Origin of the sequence: Roseospira goensis (assembly GCF_014197795.1) — a bacterium.
Classification (GTDB): domain Bacteria; phylum Pseudomonadota; class Alphaproteobacteria; order Rhodospirillales; family Rhodospirillaceae; genus Rhodospira; species Rhodospira goensis.
In genome coordinates this window covers 1-18,314 of sequence record NZ_JACIGI010000048.1, presented here as the reverse complement: position 1 = coordinate 18,314, position 18,314 = coordinate 1, and the positions used below count along the sequence as shown (strand labels likewise).

15 protein-coding genes and 1 pseudogene are annotated in these 18,314 nt (G+C 69.8%); 5 read left to right on the top strand and 11 right to left on the bottom strand.

Going from position 1 to position 18,314, the window contains the following annotated elements:
• The first annotated feature begins 201 nt into the window (after positions 1-201).
• Positions 202-1,158 carry a glutathione synthase gene (gshB, locus tag GGD88_RS17145; RefSeq protein ID WP_184437751.1) on the top strand — a complete coding sequence of 319 codons (957 nt, stop codon included), beginning with the start codon at positions 202-204 and terminating at the stop codon, positions 1,156-1,158.
• 40 nt (positions 1,159-1,198) lie between these two features.
• Here gshB and GGD88_RS17140 read toward each other — a convergent pair whose 3' ends face one another.
• The 7 genes from GGD88_RS17140 to GGD88_RS17110 all read right to left on the bottom strand — a co-directional run bounded on the left by GGD88_RS17140 (position 1,199) and on the right by GGD88_RS17110 (position 9,538).
• Entirely contained in the window at positions 1,199-2,299 is a 1,101-nt protein-coding gene (locus GGD88_RS17140) for an adenylate/guanylate cyclase domain-containing protein (RefSeq protein ID WP_184437749.1), read from the bottom strand.
• Between the two features lie 182 nt (positions 2,300-2,481).
• Entirely contained in the window at positions 2,482-3,225 is a 744-nt protein-coding gene (locus GGD88_RS17135) for a Bax inhibitor-1/YccA family protein (protein ID WP_184437747.1), read from the bottom strand.
• A gap of 206 nt (positions 3,226-3,431) precedes the next feature.
• Positions 3,432-3,779, bottom strand: a complete 348-nt coding sequence (locus GGD88_RS17130; RefSeq protein ID WP_184437745.1) for a hypothetical protein — start codon at positions 3,777-3,779, stop codon at positions 3,432-3,434.
• Positions 3,780-3,792: 13 nt separating this feature from the next.
• A complete protein-coding gene (locus tag GGD88_RS17125; protein ID WP_343056411.1) occupies positions 3,793-5,364 on the bottom strand; it encodes an alkaline phosphatase D family protein in 1,572 nt (523 codons plus the stop codon).
• A gap of 232 nt (positions 5,365-5,596) precedes the next feature.
• On the bottom strand, positions 5,597-6,658 hold the full coding sequence (locus GGD88_RS17120) for a hypothetical protein (protein ID WP_184437741.1): 1,062 nt from the start codon (positions 6,656-6,658) through the stop codon (positions 5,597-5,599).
• 255 nt (positions 6,659-6,913) lie between these two features.
• Positions 6,914-8,215, bottom strand: a complete 1,302-nt coding sequence (locus GGD88_RS17115) for a glutamate-5-semialdehyde dehydrogenase (RefSeq protein WP_184437739.1) — start codon at positions 8,213-8,215, stop codon at positions 6,914-6,916.
• Positions 8,216-8,395: 180 nt separating this feature from the next.
• Positions 8,396-9,538 carry an Mrp/NBP35 family ATP-binding protein gene (locus GGD88_RS17110; RefSeq protein WP_184437738.1) on the bottom strand — a complete coding sequence of 381 codons (1,143 nt, stop codon included), beginning with the start codon at positions 9,536-9,538 and terminating at the stop codon, positions 8,396-8,398.
• Positions 9,539-9,817: 279 nt separating this feature from the next.
• Between GGD88_RS17110 and hflK the strand changes: the two genes are divergently transcribed.
• Entirely contained in the window at positions 9,818-11,047 is a 1,230-nt protein-coding gene (gene hflK / locus GGD88_RS17105) for an FtsH protease activity modulator HflK (RefSeq protein WP_184437736.1), read from the top strand.
• Positions 11,044-11,949 carry a protease modulator HflC gene (hflC, locus tag GGD88_RS17100; protein ID WP_184437734.1) on the top strand — a complete coding sequence of 302 codons (906 nt, stop codon included), beginning with the start codon at positions 11,044-11,046 and terminating at the stop codon, positions 11,947-11,949. The genes hflK and hflC overlap by 4 nt, the downstream gene beginning before the upstream one ends.
• A gap of 148 nt (positions 11,950-12,097) precedes the next feature.
• Here the strand turns inward: hflC and GGD88_RS17095 are convergent, their stop codons facing one another.
• Positions 12,098-13,123, bottom strand: coding sequence for an adenosine kinase (locus GGD88_RS17095; protein WP_184437732.1), 1,026 nt, complete (start codon positions 13,121-13,123; stop codon positions 12,098-12,100).
• A gap of 255 nt (positions 13,124-13,378) precedes the next feature.
• Positions 13,379-14,908 (bottom strand): polyhydroxyalkanoate depolymerase, encoded by a 1,530-nt coding sequence (locus tag GGD88_RS17090; protein WP_184437730.1) that lies wholly within the window; start codon positions 14,906-14,908, stop codon positions 13,379-13,381.
• A 578-nt stretch (positions 14,909-15,486) separates the two neighbouring features.
• On the opposite strand from GGD88_RS17090, the gene GGD88_RS17085 reads away from it, so the two are divergent.
• Positions 15,487-16,182 (top strand): EI24 domain-containing protein, encoded by a 696-nt coding sequence (locus GGD88_RS17085; RefSeq protein WP_184437728.1) that lies wholly within the window; start codon positions 15,487-15,489, stop codon positions 16,180-16,182.
• Positions 16,183-16,236: 54 nt separating this feature from the next.
• Positions 16,237-16,878 (top strand): bactofilin family protein, encoded by a 642-nt coding sequence (locus GGD88_RS17080; RefSeq protein ID WP_184437726.1) that lies wholly within the window; start codon positions 16,237-16,239, stop codon positions 16,876-16,878.
• Positions 16,879-17,063: 185 nt separating this feature from the next.
• Here GGD88_RS17080 and trpS read toward each other — a convergent pair whose 3' ends face one another.
• Entirely contained in the window at positions 17,064-18,062 is a 999-nt protein-coding gene (trpS, locus tag GGD88_RS17075) for a tryptophan--tRNA ligase (RefSeq protein WP_184437724.1), read from the bottom strand.
• Between the two features lie 90 nt (positions 18,063-18,152).
• Positions 18,153-18,314, bottom strand: a pseudogene (locus GGD88_RS17070) (ISAs1 family transposase); the annotation flags it as partial.

Here is an 18,314-nt window from a genome sequence, read left to right as displayed (position 1 = left end):
CCATCGCGCCTTGAACGGCCTGACCCCGCTCGCGTACCTTCAAAACGCTCTCAAGGAGCCTTCTCCAGAGTCTCAGGCAGCCTGAACCCATACAGATGGCGCGGGGTGACAGCCGCGCCGGATGGCGATACAGAACCTCCGCCCGCCGGACCCGTCCCGTCCGTGCCATGCGCCCAGTCCGCCCCGCCGGAGACCGTTGCCATGTCCCTGTCCGTCGCCATCCAGATGGACCCCATCGACCGCGTCGACATCAACGCCGACAGCACCTTCGTGCTGGCGCTGGAAGCCGAGGCGCGCGGCCACCGGCTGTGGCACTACGGGCCGGCCGACCTGGGCTACCGCGAGGGCCGGGTGCGCGCGCGGGCGCGGCCGCTCACGGTGCGCCGCCAGGTGGGCGACCACTTCACCCTGGGCGAGGCGACCGTCCTGGACCTGGCGGAGGTCGACGTGGTGCTGATGCGCCAGGATCCGCCGTTCGACATGAGCTACATCACGGCCACCCACATCCTGGAGCAGATTCACCCCGACACCCTGGTGGTCAACGACCCGGCGGAGGTCCGCAACGCCCCGGAGAAGCTGTTCGTCTGCCGCTGGCCGGCGCTGATGCCGCCCACTCTCATCAGCGCCGACCTGGCCGAGATCAAGGACTTCCGCGCCGAGCACCGGGACATCATCGTCAAGCCGCTGTTCGGTAACGGCGGCGCCGGTGTGTTCCACGTCAAGCCGGACGACGAGAACCTGGGGGCGCTGGTGGAGATGTTCGCATCGATCTCGCGCGAGCCGCTGATGGTGCAGCGCTATCTGCCGGAGATCAAGGCGGGCGACAAGCGCATCATCCTGGTCGACGGCGAGCCGATGGGCGCCATCAACCGCATCCCGGCGGCGGGCGAGGCACGGTCCAACATGCACGTCGGCGGACGCCCGGCGGCCACGACGCTAAGCGCACGCGACCGCGAGATCTGCGCCGCCATCGGGCCGGAGCTGCGGGCGCGCGGTCTGGTGTTCGTCGGCATCGACGTCATCGGCGGTTGGCTGACCGAAATCAACGTGACCTCGCCCACCGGCCTGCAGGAGGTGGCGCGCCTGGGCGGGCCGCGCCTGGAGAGCGCGATCTGGGACGCCATCGAGGCCCGGGTGGCGGCCCGCCGGGCGGCCTGACCTGTGACCAAGGCGTGGGCCGCGCGGGCGGCCCAGGCTGTCAGGCGGCCGCGGCGGCCCGGCCGGGCGCGGGCGCCGGCGCCGCCTCGGCCTCCGGTTCGAACGCGCACAGCGTCACCGGGGTGTCGCGGCCCTTCAGCATGACCGGCCCCAGATCCTCGCGGCGCCAGCCCGGGACCCCCGGCAGCCGGTCGGCCAGCGTGGTCGGCAGCAGCAGCCAGCGGTCCAGCGCCTTGGCGGTCTGCTCCAGCCGGGCGGCGGTGTTCACCGTATCGCCGAAGTAGACGATCTCGATGCGGGCGTCGCCGCATTCGCCGGCCACCACCGGCCCCCCGTTGAGCCCGGCCCGCACCGCCGGCGCCAGGCCGAAGCGGCGCCGGTACCACAGCGCCCGCCGCTCCAGCAGGCGCCGCATCTCCAGGGCACAGCGCAGGCAGCGGCCGTTCGCCATCCCGGCCTCCAGCGGCCAGGTCACCACCACCTGATCGCCGACGTAGCGGTGCACCTCGCCACCGTAGCGGGCGATCACCGCGTCCAGATCGAAGAACACCCGGCTGATGAGGGCGTGCGTCTCCAGGTCACCGAGCCGGTGCGCGATGGCGGTCGAATCGGCGATGTCGACGAACAGGAACAGCCGGGTCTCCTCGCGCGGCCGGGTATAGCGGCCGAGCACGATGTTGGTCAGCACCCGCCCGCCGATCAGCCGGCGCATCTGCATGACGAACTGAAACAGCAGCACGACCGCCATCGAGAACAGCGTGTCGCGGGCCAGATTCTCCCGGATGTACAGCCACGGGTCCCGGACCTCGACCGTGTGCGCCAGCAGCCAGGTGTTGTAGGTGGTCAGGGTGGCGGCGATCACCAGACCGTAGACCAGGGTCTTCGACGCCACCCGCACCGGGAACGGCAGTCGGCGCAGGGGCGCGCCGGCCTGGGCGTGCCAGACGAAGATCTCGAACGTGCCCAGGATGCCGGTGATGGTGGCGCCGTTGATGAGACCGTTGCGCGCCGCCTGAAGGGTGAACGGGAACTTGCCGACGTTGGCCAGCAACGCGACGTAGACCAGCCCGGCCAGCGCGCCCCCGGCCACGATCCAGGCCAACGCGGTCAGCTTCCCCCGAAGGCAGTGGAACCCGTCCATGGCGGCGACCCTTGTCGGTGGAGAGGTCGGTGGAGAGGTCGGTGGGGAGGGACGGGTAGGCTATCACAAGCACGGCCCCGGACAGGACAGGGGCGCCGGCCCTCGCGGATCGGCGCCCCCAAAGGTCGCAACCGGTCCCCTCCGCCCGTGGCGGAGGGCCGGCGGCCGTGCCCGACGGCCGTCTATTCGCGCTGCCCCAGGAAGAACAGCAGGAACTGGAGCAGGTTGATGAAGTTGATGTAGAGCGACAGCGCCCCCCACGTCGCGGTCTTCGACATGGTCTCGCCGTCCATGGTCACGTCGTACTCTTCCTTGATGCGCTGGGTGTCGTAGGCGGTCAGCCCGGCGAACACCAGCACGCCGACGCCGCTGATGACGAACTGCAGCAGCGAACTGGCCAGGAAAATGTTGACGATGGCCGCGATCAGGATGCCGAACAGGCCCATGATCAGGAAGCTCGCCATCGCCCCCAGATTGCGCTTGGTCGTGTAGCCGTACAGGCTCAGCGCGGCGAAGGTCGCGGCGGTGATGAAGAACACCCGCACGATGCTCTCGCCGGTGTAGATCTGAAGCAGCAGCGACAGGCCGATGCCCTGAAGGGCCACGAACAGCCAGTACATGCCCTGCACGACCGCGGCGCTGGCCGAGCGGATCATGAACATCGCCGCGAACAGGACGATCAGCGGCGACCACATGCCGATGGTCCCGAGCAGCGACATGCCCACCACCTGTCCGCCCTGGGTGGCGTAGAACAGGCCGGTGACGGCCGGCACGTTGACGATGACCCAGGCCACAATGCCCGACAGGACCAGGCCGGAGGCCATCAGATTATAGACCCGCAGCATGTACGAGCGCAGGCCGACGTCGATCTGCGCGGCCTCCGCCTGGCTGCGGCTCATGTAACGACGATCGGTGTTGAGAGCCATGGTTTCACCTCGGCTGGAGAGGGGGCTGGAGATGGGGCTGAAGAGGGGACCGGATGACCGGAAATATGGCGGAATGCCGCGCGAAATCAACGTCGCGTCGCAGGCGATGACACCGATTTAATGTTCGGCCCGGCCGGATCCGCCCCGGCGCCGGCCGCGCCGGCGCGGGATCCGCTCTCCGCCCCGCCCGCCGGCGAGAGCCGCGGCTACTCCGGCTCGGGGCCCCAGCGGGTGGCGAAGTAGTCCACCAGGATCGCCGTCTCCTCCGGGGTCAGCACCGAGTGATAGTCCTCCTCCATGCGGTGCAGTTCCGATTCCCAGCCGGCGCGATCGCGCCGAACCTGGGTCATCTGCACCCAGCCGCCGTCCGGCAGCGCCGGATGACACAGAACGCAGCGCTGCTTGATGAGGCGCCGGGCCTCGGCCTCGACCGCCGCCGGGTCCGCGGGTACGCCGGTGTCCGCCGCTCGGACCGGGGGACCGGCGGCCCCTGCGAGGGTGACCGCCACCAGGAGGAGACCGGTCAGACGACCGGCGGAGAGATGATGAAGCATGCCGGCTCCGCGATCAGCGCACCGGCGCCGGGGTCAGCTCCACGGTGTGCAGGGTCGCGCCGGTCAGGTCCTTGAGCTGCACGGTCATGGTCCCGTCCGCGGCGATATCCACCTGGCCGAAGAACTGCAGCCCGTCGCTCGGCGGCAGGTTGGCCTTGCCGCCCTCCGGCGCCTTCTCGAAGTCGACGGTGATGCCGAAGGTGGCGTCCTTGTCGTTCGGACCGAAGGTACCGGCATTGAGCGGCCCGGAGACGAACTCCCAGAAGCCGTCGAAGTCCTGGAACGCGGCCTTCTCCGGATCGTAGTAGTGCGCCGCCGTGTAGTGCACGTCTGCTGTCAGCCATACCACATTCTCGACGTCCGCCGCCTTGATGAAGCGCAGCAGGTCGGCCATCTCCAGCTCGCGGCCCTTGGGCGCGCCGTCGTCGGCGTTGGCCAGGTTCTCGAAGTGGTCGCCGTCGCGCACCACCAGGCCGATCGGCATGTCGGCGGCGATCACCTTCCAGGTGGCGGCGGAGGCCGGCAGCGCGCGCTTCAGCCAGGCCACCTGCTCGGCGCCCAGGAAGACGGTCGCCTCGGACATGGTCTCCTGTAGGTTGGCCGTGTTGGGGCCGCGATAGGTGCGCATGTCGATGAAAAACACGTCCAGGTGCGGACCGAACGAGACCTTGCGGTAGATGCGCTCGTCGGTCGGGTCGATTCGGCTCGGCGTGTACTCGGCGAAGGCCTGCTTGGCGCGGGCCGACAGCAGGGCGGCGCTCTTGACCGCATAACGGTCATCGGCGGTCAGCACCTCCTGTGGGTACCAGTTGTTGGTGGTCTCGTGGTCGTCCCACTGGGCGAACACCGGGACCTCGGCATGGAAGGCGCGGACGTTCTCGTCCATCAGGGTGTAGCGGTAGTTGCCGCGGAACTCGTCCAGGGTCTCGGCCACCTTCTCCTTCTCGGGGATGACCAGGTTTTCCCAGGTGCTGCCGTCGGCCAGCGGCACCTCGGCCTTGAGCGGGCCGTCGGCATAGATGTAGTCGCCCGAATGAAGGAAGAAGTCGGGGTCGGCCTGGCGCATGGTCTCGTAGATCTTCATGCCGCCCCAGGCCGGATTGATGCCCCAGCCCTGGCCGGCGGTGTCTCCCGACCAGACGAAGCGCACCGGCGACAGGTCGGCCGGGGCCGTCTTGAACGAGCCGGCGACGGCCTCACCCTCGACGGTCTGGTCGGCCAGGTCCTGGAACATCACGCGGTAGTGAATGTCGGTGCCGGCGGGCAGGCCGGTCAGGATCAGCTTGCCGGTCAGGTCGCTGTCCTCCAGAACCGCCGGCCCGACGACGCGGGTGGCATCGGCGAAATCGGCGCCGGTGGCCCAGTCGACGATCATGCGGGCCTCACGGTCGGCGCGCCCCCAGATCACGGCGGAGTCGGGGGTCACGTCGCCGCTCTGCACACCGTAGGGCTGCGCGGGGGCGTCGGCGGCCAGGGCGGGCGCGGCGGTGGCGAACGCCAGAGCCAGGGCGGTCGCGGTGGCGGTGGCGGTGGCGTTTGCGGCGAGGCTGGCGCCGGTCGGACGACGACGAGGGTTGGAAGTCACGGTGGGTCCTCCACAAAGGGATGTCGGGCGCATCGGGACCCGAGACACGCCACGACGCAGGCGCCGGCGCGTCCGAATCCCGGACGCACCACCCTACGGCGGCTCCGTTGCACCGCCGTGACCGGACGTTGAATTTGCCGTGACGGTATGACTTAGCGGTATGAAGTGGCGGCGGCCGGTGCGACCGGGGTCGCCACACGTCCCCTGGCCAGGCCGGCCGGGGTGGAGCGCGCTACCCCAGCACCGCCATCATGGGCGCCGAGTCCTCGATCTTGGTGATGTTATCGAGGCCCTGGCGGATGTCGGACATGATGAACTCCGAGCGCTTCACCGGCCCGCCCGACGTGGGCTTCGGGAACAGCCGCACCCAGGCGTTCATCTTCACCGTCAGGCCGCACAGCACACCGCCGATGGTGACGTGGTAGGCCTGGATCAGGTCCTTCACCTTCTGGAAGCGTTCGGCGGAGATGTCGTCCCACATGCTCTTGGTCGAGCGTTCGAAGTTCTCGAAGCGGCCGGTGATGGCGGCGGTCAGTTCGTTGATGGTGGTCTCGATCATCTCGCAGGAGCGCAACAGGTTCTGGTCCTGGCGCAACTGGTAGTTCTTGCGGATGTCGTACATGGAGGCGATGAACACGTCGAGCAGCGGCGCGAGCCGGTCCAGGCATTGCTTATAGTACGACAGAGACAGGAAAATATCGCCGTAGTCCTCCAGAAACTGCGGCACTTCCATGATCTCAATACCGAGGGCGTCGGCCATCTTCTGCAAGCGCTGCTTGGCCCGCTTCACGTCCGGGTCCCGGAACAGCTTGACGACATCCTCGAACTTATCGACCTGGACGTTCTCACCCCCGTAGATTTCCTGGATCAGCGGCCGCGTGAACTGCGTCATATAGGCCGTCAGTTCCTGGTTCTTCTCGGCCGAGAGCTGGAGGGCCGCCTGGTCGGTCAGGGACACGCCGTTGCGACGCAGCATGATGCGCAGGGAGAACACGTCGTAGCTGTGCAGGGTGGACAGCTTGCGGACGATGATGTGGTCGGGGTGGACCTCATCCGTCGGCCAGGCCAGCAGCTTGGGCAGGTCGCTGATCTCCACCTGGCCGCTGCCGGTGGAAATGTCGGAGAACAGTTCGATGACGCTGCGCAACTGCGCATTCTTGATGATGCGCGCCTGACGCAGCGCCGGCGTCTGCAACGGGATGATCGACAGCGGCAGCATGAACAGGGAGTCCATGTCGCCGTCCTCGATGGGATTGACGGGCTTGTCGTCGGTGTAGGCGCTGGCCACCACCATGGCTGTCTCCTGACCGGACCGCGTCTGCGTCCGGATGGTAGCGGACCGAAGCGGCGCTGCCCATGGCGAAACGCCGACCAGGGCCACACCGCCGGCGACACCCCCCAGGCCGGCGCCCGCCTAAAGCCGATTGCGACAAACCGGACTCGCGGCGCGATTTCGGTGTGCCGCCATAATCGGCTGCGACTCACAGTGCGCGCGGAGTCACGCGATCACTCCGAACCCCGTCGTGGGTCCAATTGATCGCGATCCGCGCTAGGGCCGCGTCTGGCCCGTGCCCCGCACCTGGTACTTGAAGCTGGTGAGCTGCTCCACGCCGACCGGGCCGCGGGCGTGCAGCTTGCCGGTGGCGATGCCGATCTCGGCCCCCATGCCGAACTCGCCGCCGTCGGCGAACTGGGTCGAGGCGTTGACCATCACGATGGCGCTGTCGACCTCGGCCAGGAACCGCTCGGCGGCAACCGCGTCCTCGGTGACGATGGCGTCGGTGTGCTGGGAGCCGTGGGCGGCGATGTGCGCCAGGGCCTCGTCCAGGCCGCCGACCACTTTCATGGACACGATGGCGTCCAGGTACTCGGTGTCCCAGTCCGCCTCTGTGGCCGCGGCGACGCGATCGTCCAGCGCCTGGGTCTCGCCGCAGCCGCGCACCGCGCAACCGGCCGCGATCAGATCCGCGACCAGGGCCGGCACGATCGCGGGCGCCACCGCGCGGTCGACCAGGATGGTCTCGGTGGCGCCGCAGATGCCGGTCCGCCGCATCTTGGCATTGAGCGCCACGGCGCGGGCCTTTTCGGGGTCGGCGGCGGTGTGGATGTAGGTATGGCAGAGGCCCTCCAGGTGCTTGAACAGCGGCACCCGGCTCTCGGCGCTCACCCGCTCGATCAGCGACTTACCGCCGCGCGGCACGATGACGTCGATGGAGTCCGACAGCCGCAGCATGGCGCCGACGGCGGCGCGGTCGGTCGTCGGCACCATCTGGCAGGCGTCGGTGGGCAGGCCGGCGGTGTCCAGGCCGTCGTGGATGGCGTTCAGGATGGCGCGCGAGGAGTGCAGGCTCTCCGAGCCACCGCGCAGGATGACCGCGTTGCCGGCCTTCAGGCACAAGGCGGCCGCGTCGGCGGTGACGTTGGGCCGGCTTTCGTAGATCACACCGATCACCCCCAGCGGCACCCGCACGCGGGCGATGCGCAGGCCGTTGGGCCGCTCCCACGCCGCCAGTTCTGTGCCGACGGGATCGGGCAGGCGCGCCACCGCCTCCAGGCCGCGCGCCATGGCCTCGATGCGCTCGTCGGTCAGCATGAGCCGATCGAGCAGGGCCCTGGACAGGCCCTTGGCCTCGGCGGCGGCCATGTCCTCGGCATTGGCGGCCTTGATGGTGTCGACCTCGGCGCGCAGGGCATCGGCGGCCGCGGTCAGCACGGTGTCCTTGGCCGCGGACGGCGCCGTCGCCAGCACCCGGGCGGCGGCACGGGCGCGCCGGCCCATATCTGCCATCAGGGCCTCGACCGGCGTGTCCGCCGGGGTGTCGGGATCGGTCGTGGGGTCCAGCGCGTCCATGCCCGTGTCTCGTCCTGGTGTCTGGGGGCCGGCATAGGGGCCAGCATCGGCGCCGCCGGGCGGCGCACGCCCGCGACCCCGACGGATCGGGATCGCGGCCGGTTGCTCTTGGGCCCGGGACTTTACCGCAGCCGGTGCCCCGCGGCATAGAGCGGATCGCGCGCGGCGCGCGCGACGCCGTCAGGTGAAGCGGATGGTGGGCGCCGCGCGGGCCGGCGCCGCCTCGGCGCCGATCTGCTCCAGGATGGCGTCGGCGATGCCTAGATAGGCCCGGGCGTGCGGTCCCTCGGGATCGCTGACCACGATCGGCGTACCGGCGTCGGCGTTGACCCGGATTTGGATGTCGAGCGGAATGTCGCCCAGGAAGCGGCAGCCCATCTGCGCCGCCGTCGCCTTGGCGCCGCCGTGGGCGAACACCTCCTCGCGGTGACCGCAGTTGGGGCAGACGTAGTAGCTCATGTTCTCGACGATGCCGAGCACCGGCACGTCCACGCGGCGGAACATGTTCAGGCCCTTGCGGGCGTCCAGCAGGGCGATGTCCTGGGGCGTCGAGACGATCACCGCGCCGGCCAGGGGCACCCGCTGGCTCATGGTGAGCTGCGTGTCGCCGGTGCCGGGCGGCATGTCGACGACCATCACGTCCAACTCGCCCCAGTCCACGTCGCGCAGCATCTGCTCCAGGGCGCCCATGACCATGGGGCCGCGCCAGACCACCGGGTCCTCCTCGTTCATCAGGAAGCCGATCGACATGACCTTCAGGCCCAGCGTCTGCAGCGGCTGGATCCGGTCGTTGACCACGCCCGGGCGCTGCCCCGTCAGGCCCAGCATGCGCGGCATCGACGGGCCGTAGATGTCGGCGTCGAAGACGCCCACCCGCTGGCCGCGCGCCGCCAGCGCCAGCGCGAGGTTGGCCGCCGTGGTGGACTTGCCGACGCCGCCCTTGCCCGAGGCCACGGCGACGATATGCCGGACGCCGGGCGGGGCGATGGTCTGGGCGCGCCCGCCGCCGGGACCCCCGGGACCGCCGCGCCGGCCGCCCGAGTCGCCCCGCGGCCGGCCCTGCCCGGCCTCCTGGCGCGCGGCGGTCAGCACCACGGTCGCGGTCGCCACCCCGTCGAGGGCGTGCACCCGGGCCTCGGCCTCGCGGCGCAGCGGCTCCAGCTCCGGTCCGAGGTCCGGCGGTACCTCCAGCGCAACGGTGGCGTGGCCGTCCTGGACCGCGACCCCCTGGACCCACCCCAGCGACACGGGGTCGCGGCCGGTCTTGGGATCCGCGAGGTCGCGGAGGGTGGCGATGATGTCGTCCCGGGTCACGGTCGCCATGCTTGAAAACTCCTTGTCTCTGTCCGATATCCCGGGGGCGTCGCGCCCCTCGGGCAGGGTAACGCGTCCCCACCGGGTGCCGTTGCTGCCGTGCGCCGGGTGTCCTATACCTCCGGTCCGCGTGCCGGCCGGTGGCGGCACCAAGGCGCGCGCCCGACTCCTGCGGACGATCGCCGCATCCAGGCGGCCGGGCAGGGACGCGGACGGGCAGGGCGAGGCGCGTGGACGTGCCGCGGGGCCGGCCTGTCCTGGCACATAGAAGCGGAAGGATCATCGTCAATGGCATGGAATCCGCAAGGCGGAGGAGGCGGCGGCCCCTGGGGCGGCGGCGGCAACGGGGGCAACGGCCCCTGGGGGCGCGGCGGCGGCGGGGCCGGCGGCGGCCCCCGCACCCCGCCCCCGGATCTTGAAGAGATGCTGCGGCGCGGCCAGGAACGCCTGCGCACCATGTTGCCCAACAACCTGGGCCCGAAGGCCATCGGCCTTCTGGTGGTGGCCCTGCTGGTGCTGTGGGGCCTGACCGGGTTCTACCGGGTGCAGGTGGACGAACAGGGCGTCGTGTTGCGCTTCGGCGAGTACGTCTACAAGACCGGGCCGGGGCTGCATTACCATCTGCCCTACCCCATCGAGACCGTGATGACGCCGAAGGTGACGCGCGAGAACCGCGTCGTGATCGGCTTCCGGCAGATCGGCGACAACCTGGAGGCGCGACGCGACGTCACCGAGGAAAGCCTGATGCTGACCGGCGATGAAAACATCATCGACATCGACTTCGCGCTGGTCTGGGTCATCAAGGACGCCGCCGACTACCTGTTCAACCTGCGCGACCCCGCCGAGGCCGTGCAGCTCGGCGCCGAGAGCGCCATGCGCGAGGTGATCGGCCAGACCCCGATTCAGGTGGCGCTGACCGAGGGCCGCCAGGAGGTCGAGGACCGCACGCGTGTGGAACTGCAACGGCTGCTGGACGAGTACGAGGCCGGTATCGCCGTGCGCCGCGTGCAGCTCCTGAAGGTCGACCCGCCGTCCGAGGTGGTCGACGCCTTCAACGACGTGCAGCGCGCCCGCGCCGACCGCGAACGTCTCAGCAACGAGGCCGAAGCCTATCGCAACTCGATCATCCCGCAGGCTCGCGGCGAGGCGGAGCGCCTGTTGCAGGAGTCCGAGGCCTACCGCGAGGAGATCGTCAACCGCGCCCAGGGTGACGCATCGCGCTTCGATTCGGTCTATCAGGCCTACAGTCAGGCCAAGGACGTCACCACGCAGCGCATCTACCTGGAGACCATGGAAGAGGTGCTGGCCAACGTGAACAAGGTGATCATCGGAACCGAGGGCGGCAGCGGCGTGGTGCCCTATCTGCCCCTGCCCGAGTTGCAGAACCGCATGCGCGAGCAGCAGCAGCGCGACGGCACGTCGGCCACCGGCGGCGGCAGCCGCAGCGGCGCCGCGGCGTCGAGCTTCATGGTTCCGGAGGACGACGCCGCGACGACCAGCGGAGGGCCGGCCCGATGAAACGCATCGTCCTGATTGGTGTGGCCATCGCCGTCGCGGTCGGCGCCGTCGTGGCCTACAACGCCCTGTTCATCGTGCGCGAGACCGAACAGGTCATCGTGATGCAGTTCGGAGACCCCAAGCGCGTGATCCAGGAGCCGGGGCTGAACGTCAAGCTGCCCTTCATCCAGAACGCCGTGGTCTACGAAAAGCGGGTGATGGGCCTGAACCCGCCCGGCGAGGAGGTCATCCTGGCCGACCAGAAGCGCGTGGTGGTCGACACCTACACACGCTGGCGGATCAGCGACCCGATCCTGTTCTACCAGGCGGTCACGAGTGAGCCGGCGGCGCGGTCGCGGCTGTCGGACATCATCATCTCGGCGCTGCGCCGCGTGCTCGGCAACGTCAACCTGACGGGCCTGCTGTCGGAGGCCCGGGCCGACCTGATGACCCGGATCCGCGATCAGGTGGACCGCGAGGCCGCCGGCCTGGGCATCTCGATCACCGACGTGCGCATCCGCCGCGCCGACCTGCCGCCGCAGACCAGCCAGGCCATCTACGCCCGCATCCGGTCGGAGCGCGAGCGCGAGGCGCGTGAGGCGCGCGCCCAGGGCCGCGAGCTGGCGCAGCAGATCCGGGCCCGCGCGGACCGCGAGAAAACGGTCATCATCGCCGAGGCGGAGAACCGCGCCCAGGCCATTCGCGGTCAGGGGGATGCCGAGGCGATCCGCATCTACGCCGAGTCCTTCGGCCGCGATCCGGAGTTCTTCGCCTTCTACCGGTCGATGGAAGCCTACCGGAAGTCATTGTCGGATGGTGGCACCTCGATGGTGCTGTCGCCGGACAGCGAGTTCTTCCGCTACTTCGGCGACATCCAGGGCGGGCTTCCGGCGCCGCCGCCGCAGGCCGCCGCCGCCCAGTAGGCGGGGCCAGCCGGCGCCCCGTCCCCGCCGCCCGCGGCGCAGGCGACGCCGCCCGACCGGACCGGTCGGGCGGCGTTCGCGTGGGTGGAGGGATGCAGGCCCCCTGAAGGACCGGTGAGGGACCGTGAGCGGGGCGTCGCGGCCGGCGTCAGGCGGCCCGGCCCATGCGGGTGCTGACCAGATCGGCCAGCGAGGCCACTTCCGGACGAGGGCCGAAGTGGCTGATGATCTCCGCCGCGCACACACTGCCCATGCGCGCGCAGTCGGTCAGGCTGCGGCCGCTGGTCAGGCCGCGCAGGAAGCCGGCGGCGTAAAGGTCGCCGGCACCGGTGGTGTCGACGACCTGAGCGACCGGCTCGGCCGGCACGGTCAGCACCTCGTCGCCCACGATCACCAGCGAGCCCTTCTCGCTGCGGGTCACGGCGGCGATCTCGGCGTGGCCCTTGAGGCGGGCGATGGCGGCGTCGAGGTCGTCGGTCTCGTAGAGGGCCTTGATCTCCTGCTCGTTGGCGAACAGGACGTCGACGAAGCCGCTGGTCAGTTCGATGAACTCGGCGCGGTGGCGGTCGACGCAGAAGCTGTCGGACAGGGTCAGCGCGACCTTGCGCCCGGCGTCGCGGGCGGCGCGGGCGGCCTTGACGATGGCCTCCTTGGCGCGCGGCTCGTCCCACAGATAGCCCTCGACGTAGGTGATGAGCCCGCTGGCGAACAGCGCCTCGTCGATGTCGTCCGGTCCCAGCGCGGTGCAGGCGCCCAGGTAGGTGTTCATGGTGCGCTGACCGTCGGGCGTGACCATGATGAGACAGCGCGCCGTGGTCTTGTCGGTGGTCTCGTCGCCGGCCTCGCCGTTCAGCGGTGCGGTGTCGTACTGGGCGCCGATGGCGGTGATGTCGTGGCGGAAGATGCGGCCGAGCTGATCGTCGGCGACCTTGCCGACGAAGGCGGCGCGGGCCCCCAAAGAGGCCAGGCCGGCGACCGTGTTGGCGGCCGAGCCGCCGGACATCTCGATGCCCGGTCCCATGGCGTCGTAAAGCGCGCCGGCCCGGTCCTTGTCGATCAGCATCATGGCGCCCTTGTGCATGCCGTGACGGTCCAGGAAGGCCTCATCGGCATGGGAAAGAACGTCGACAATGGCGTTGCCGACGGCGACAACATCGTAGCGCGGGGCGGTCATGGGCGCTCCTTGTCCGGGATGATCTCGGATGCGCGCGAACCCCCGGGCCGCCGGCCGACCGGACAGCCGGCGACGCTCCGACCGCGATAAGGGGCATTCGCGCAGGTGGGACCCCAGCATAGACAACCCCGCCGGGGCATCTCAAGCCACCGGCGGGGTCTTCGTCTGTCCCGCGTGCTCCGCCTTCCCCGCATCGGCCACGTCGTCGGCCACGTCGTCGGCCGAGTCGTCGGCCGCGCGGCGGGGCGTCGCGCGTCAGCCGGGAGCGACCTCCGTCACCGGGCGCCGCGCCGCCGGGCGTCCCGCACGCGCGGTGCCGTTAAGGCCGCCGCCGCTCTCCGCCGCGCCGCTCCGCCCGGCGGTCTTGACGCGCGCCGTGGCGCGCGACCGCGTCACGGTGGTTTCCGCCTCGGCCGCCCCGGCCGCGCTCTCGGCAGCCACATCCTCCGACGGCACGCTGCGGGGCCCCTCCGGCCGGCTCGGGCCGCGCCGGGCCACGGCGGTGGCGGCGATCTCCGAATCGGTCGGACCGGCCTCCACCGACGGGCCGAACCCCTTGCGGGCGCGGGCGCGGCGGATGAACTGGGACACCCGCGGCAGGATCATCTCGCGCCAGCGGCGGCCGTTGAAGATGCCGTAATGGCCCACACCCGGGCACACCATGTGCGCCTTCAGGGCGTCGGGCAGGCCGGTCAGAAGGCCGTGGGCGGCCTCGGTCTGGCCCAGGCCGGTGATGTCGTCCTTCTCGCCCTCGACGGTGAACAGGGCCACGTCGCCGATCGCCTCCGGCCGCACCAGGCGCTCGCCCAGCATCATGCGGCCCTCGGGCAGATGGTGTTCCTTGAACACCTTCTCGATGGTTTCGAGATAGAAGGCCGCCGGCATATCCATGACCGACAGGTACTCGTCGTAGAACGCCCGATGCGCCGCGGCCGAATCGCCGTCCCCCTCGATCAGGTGATTGAAGTAGTCGCGGTGGGCGTCCATGTGGCGCTCGACGTTCATGGCCATGAAGCCGCCGAGCTGCAGGAAGCCCGGATAGACCTTGCGCCCCGCCCCCATGTACGGCGCGGGCACGGTCTGGATGAAGCGGCGCTTGAACCAGCTCATGTCCTTGCTCTCGGCGAACAGGTTGACCGCCGTGGGACTGACGCGGGTGTCGATCGGGCTGCCCATCAGCACCATGGCATAGGGCCGGTTCGGGTTGTCGTCCTCGGCCATCAGCGCATTGGCGCACAACACCGGCACGCCCGGCTGGCACACCGCCAGCATGGTGGTGTCGGGTCCCAGCACATCCATGAACTCGATCAGGTAGGAGACGTAGCTCTCCATGTCGAACTCGCCGTGCCACAGGGCCACGTCGCGCGCGTTGGTCCAGTCGGTGATGTAGACGTCGTGTTCCGGCAGCAGCGCCTGCACGGTGCCGCGCATCAGCGTGGCGTAGTGCCCCGACAGGGCCGCCACCACCAGCACCGCCGGGTCGTCGCGCGGCTCTTCAAGCTGGCGCTCGAAATGGATCAGGTTGCAGAACGGCTTGCGTTCGACGATGCGTTCGCGCACCTCGACCAGCTGGCCGTCCACCACGGTGTCCGAGAGACCGAACTCCGGCTTGTGGTACTTGCGCGTCACGCGCTCGAACACGTCAGTGCTGGCCGCCACGGTGCGGCCCAGGCCGGTGTGGCTGGCCGGCAGCAGCGGGTTGGTCGCCAGCATGTTGACGGCCTGGGCCATCATCCGGACCGGCGTCATCGCATGATGATTGAATTCATGGATGTGGTACAGCACTGTGCGCGTCCTCCTGTTCCTCGATCACGGGGGTCCGCGGACACCGTGTTGGTTGCGTTGGTGTTGGGTGCCTGGCACGCGGGGCCGGACCGAGATCTGCGCGACCCTTGGATATGGTGAGTCCAGTCCAGTAGTCGCAAGGATCGGGCCAACACACGGCCCCACCGAGCCACCCGCCCGGCGTTCCGCCGGCACCATCCCCGGGACCGTCACCGGCGCCCGGATCGCGCAGAGGGCCGCCCATCACCAATCCGTACCCTCACCGTTGGGTAATTTCATAACCGAAAGCCGTCCCGTCCCGCAATAATGAATTACCGCGCATGCGAAGGAGGCGGATCGATTCTCGCGCGGGAGACGGAGGCAGCCCCCTTCGAAAGGCTGAAAAGAGGCGGACAAACCATGCGACTTCAACGCCTTGCCAGAGGGGCCCCGGCGCCGCCCCGGCCCCCGCCCGGCGCCAGCCCCGGGCTCGTTCGGACCGCGCACCGACCGGAGATCATTGGCCGCACCGCCTTCCGACACCCGCCCCGCGCCCCCCGAATCCTGTTCCCCTCGCGCACAAGGAGCCTGGAGCCCCCATGATCGGTGCCCTGCTGAAATCCGTGGACCAACTCGGCGACCCGCGCGTGCGCCAATCCCTGCTGTTCAGCCTCGGCCTCACCGTGGCCAGCTACGTGGTTCTGGTCGCGGCCCTGTGGGTCGGGCTGGGCTCGATCAGCGTGGTCGACCCACCGTGGCTGGACACCGTGCTGGACGTGGCCGGCAGCGGCCTCGCGCTGGTGCTCGCGCTGATCTTCTTCCCGGCGGTGGTCACGGCCTTCGTCGGCCTGTTCCTGGAGCGCATCGCCGACGCCGTGGAGGCGCGCCACTATCCGGCCCTGCCCCCGGCGCGCGAGGTCCCGATCGGCGAGAGCATCGCCGGGGCCGTGTCCTTCGCCGCGGTGACCATCGGCCTCAATCTGCTGGCGCTGCCGCTCTACATCTTCCTGCCTGCGCTCAATGTCGTGTTGTACCTGCTGCTCAATGGCTACCTGCTGGGCCGCGAGTACCACGAGCTGGTGGCGGCCCGCCGGCTCGACCGCCGCCGCCTGACCGAGGAGCGCCGGCGTCACCGCCTGCGTCTCATTGTGGCTGGCATGGTGATCGCCGGCCTGATGCTGATTCCGGTCGTCAACCTGCTGGCGCCGGTGCTGGCCACGGCGTTCATGGTGCACACCGTCCAGGCGTTGCGGGCCAGCCCCGGCTCCGCGTACTCTGCGGGTGGCGACGGATGACGCGGACGGTCCGCCACCGCCCCTTCCCCCCATTCCAGAGAGGGACTTCCACCCATGGCATTTTTCGGCAACAGCCCGCAGGGTCGCCCGTCCGGCGGGGGTCACGGCGGCCCGACCGACGGGGAGCGGGCCGAGGCCGGTGACGGCAAGGGCGGCTTCCAGGCGCAGCCGCACGAGCCGTCGCAGGTCAGTTCCCCGAAGTTCCAGCCCGGCATGCCGGTCAAGCCGCAGACCGGCGCGTTCCGTCCCGAGCCGCCGGTGCAGGCCCGCGCCGACACCGCCAAGGCGGCGCCGGCGGAGGGCGAGGCGCCGGCCACCACCCTGACCCCGCCGCTACCCGCCGGGCGCGGCGAGGGCGGCGACGCCAAGAACCTCATCGTCGGCCGCGGCATCCAGCTCAACGGCCAGATCAGCGCCTGCGACCGCCTGGTCGTGGAGGGCACGGTGGAAGCCGACCTGAACGACGCCGAGGCCATCGAGGTCACCGCCAGCGGCCTGTTCAAGGGCACCGCCTCGATCGAGGAGGCCGACATCTCCGGCCGCTTCGAGGGCAACCTGATCGTCAAGCGCCGCCTGGTGGTGCGCGACGGCGGCCGCATCGAAGGCAACGTGCAATATGCCGCCATCGTGATCGAAGAGGGCGGTCAGGTGCGCGGCCAGATGGACGTCTACGGCGAAGGCGGTGGCCCGGCCTGATCGCTCGCCCCGGATCGCGGATCGCACGCCGGATGCGGCCACGGCCGGTTCAGGGCCGGAGCTGGCCGGCGTGCCTCGGCGTCTGTTGTGCCGGCTGACGGAAGACTTGATCTTTCGGCCGGCCGGCCCGGCAAAGCCACCTATGGCCTTGATTCTGACGAGTCAGGATCAAGGCCGGCCGGATATCACACCCGCAGGAACCCCACGGTGTCGTAAACCTCGTCGAGCACCGGGCCGGCGATGGCCTGGGCGCGCTCGGCGCCGCGCTTCAGGATGGCGTCGATCTCGTCCGGATTGGCGAGCAGCCGGTTCATCTCGGCGTTCATCGGCCCCAGCGTGCTGACGGCCAGATCGGTCAGGGCCTGCTTGAAGGCGCTGAACGGCTGCCCGCCCAGTTCGGCCAGAACGGCCTCGCGCGGCGTGTCGGCCAGGGCGGCGTAGATGCCGACCAGGTTGGCCGCCTCCGGCCGCCCCTCCAGGCCGTCGACCTCGCGCGGCAGGGGTTCCGGGTCGGTCTTGGCCTTGCGGATCTTCTGGGCGATCAGGTCGGCGTCGTCGGTCAGGTTGATGCGCGAGAAGTCCGAGGTCTCGGACTTGCTCATCTTCTTGGTGCCGTCGCGCAGCGACATGACCCGGGTGGCGGCGCCCAGGATCAGCGGCTCGGTGAGCGGGAACACCGCGCGGCCGAAGTCGGTGTTGAACTTCTGGGCGGCGTCGCGGGTCAGTTCCAGGTGCTGCTTCTGATCCTCGCCCACCGGCACGTGGGTGGCCTTGTACAACAGGATATCCGCGGCCATCAGCGCCGGATAGGCGAACAGGCCCACGGACGCGTTCTCGCGGTGCTTGCCGGCCTTCTCCTTGAACTGGGTCATGCGGTTCATCCAGCCCATGCGCACGACGCAGTTCATGATCCAGGCGAGTTGGGCATGCCCGGGCACCGCCGACTGGTGGAAGATGACGCAGCGTTCGGGGTCGATGCCGGCGGCGAGGAAGGCCGCGGTGACCTCGCGGGTGGTCCGCGTCAACTCGGCGGGGTCCTGCCAGACCGTGATGGCGTGCATGTCGACGACACAGAAGATGCTCTCGTACTCATGCTGGAGCCGCACCCAGTTGCGGATGGCGCCCAGATAGTTGCCGAGATGCAGGTTGCCGGTCGGCTGAACGCCGGAGAAGATGCGCTTCATCGTTGGGGATCCGGACAGAACGGAAGGGACAAGGGTTCATCCGGGGCGTAGACCAATCCCCGACCAGGGTCAACGGGGACGACCCCAGGGCTATCGCATTTGGCCGATGATGGTTCTGGCGAAGTCGTTGGTCCAACCACAGCGCTTGCGTTTGCGGCGGATGGAGATGCCGGGCCGGGCGCGGCGGAGGACGTTGAGGGCCAGTTTGCGCAGGATGGCGAGGTTTTCGGGGCCGTGATCCTTGCGGTTTCG

What these genes read in the sequence shown, in the direction of transcription:
- GGD88_RS17085 (WP_184437728.1), top strand. Translation starts at nt 15,487, where the DNA reads ATGATCGGTGCCCTGCTGAAATCCGTGGACCAACTCGGCGACCCGCGC.
- GGD88_RS17140 (WP_184437749.1), bottom strand. Translation starts at nt 2,299, where the DNA reads ATGGACGGGTTCCACTGCCTTCGGGGGAAGCTGACCGCGTTGGCCTGG.
- GGD88_RS17130 (WP_184437745.1), bottom strand. Translation starts at nt 3,779, where the DNA reads ATGCTTCATCATCTCTCCGCCGGTCGTCTGACCGGTCTCCTCCTGGTG.
- GGD88_RS17115 (WP_184437739.1), bottom strand. Translation starts at nt 8,215, where the DNA reads ATGGACGCGCTGGACCCCACGACCGATCCCGACACCCCGGCGGACACG.
- trpS (WP_184437724.1), bottom strand. Translation starts at nt 18,062, where the DNA reads ATGAAGCGCATCTTCTCCGGCGTTCAGCCGACCGGCAACCTGCATCTC.
- hflK (WP_184437736.1), top strand. Translation starts at nt 9,818, where the DNA reads ATGGCATGGAATCCGCAAGGCGGAGGAGGCGGCGGCCCCTGGGGCGGC.
- GGD88_RS17095 (WP_184437732.1), bottom strand. Translation starts at nt 13,123, where the DNA reads ATGACCGCCCCGCGCTACGATGTTGTCGCCGTCGGCAACGCCATTGTC.
- GGD88_RS17120 (WP_184437741.1), bottom strand. Translation starts at nt 6,658, where the DNA reads ATGGTGGTGGCCAGCGCCTACACCGACGACAAGCCCGTCAATCCCATC.
- gshB (WP_184437751.1), top strand. Translation starts at nt 202, where the DNA reads ATGTCCCTGTCCGTCGCCATCCAGATGGACCCCATCGACCGCGTCGAC.
- hflC (WP_184437734.1), top strand. Translation starts at nt 11,044, where the DNA reads ATGAAACGCATCGTCCTGATTGGTGTGGCCATCGCCGTCGCGGTCGGC.
- GGD88_RS17135 (WP_184437747.1), bottom strand. Translation starts at nt 3,225, where the DNA reads ATGGCTCTCAACACCGATCGTCGTTACATGAGCCGCAGCCAGGCGGAG.
- GGD88_RS17080 (WP_184437726.1), top strand. Translation starts at nt 16,237, where the DNA reads ATGGCATTTTTCGGCAACAGCCCGCAGGGTCGCCCGTCCGGCGGGGGT.
- GGD88_RS17110 (WP_184437738.1), bottom strand. Translation starts at nt 9,538, where the DNA reads ATGGCGACCGTGACCCGGGACGACATCATCGCCACCCTCCGCGACCTC.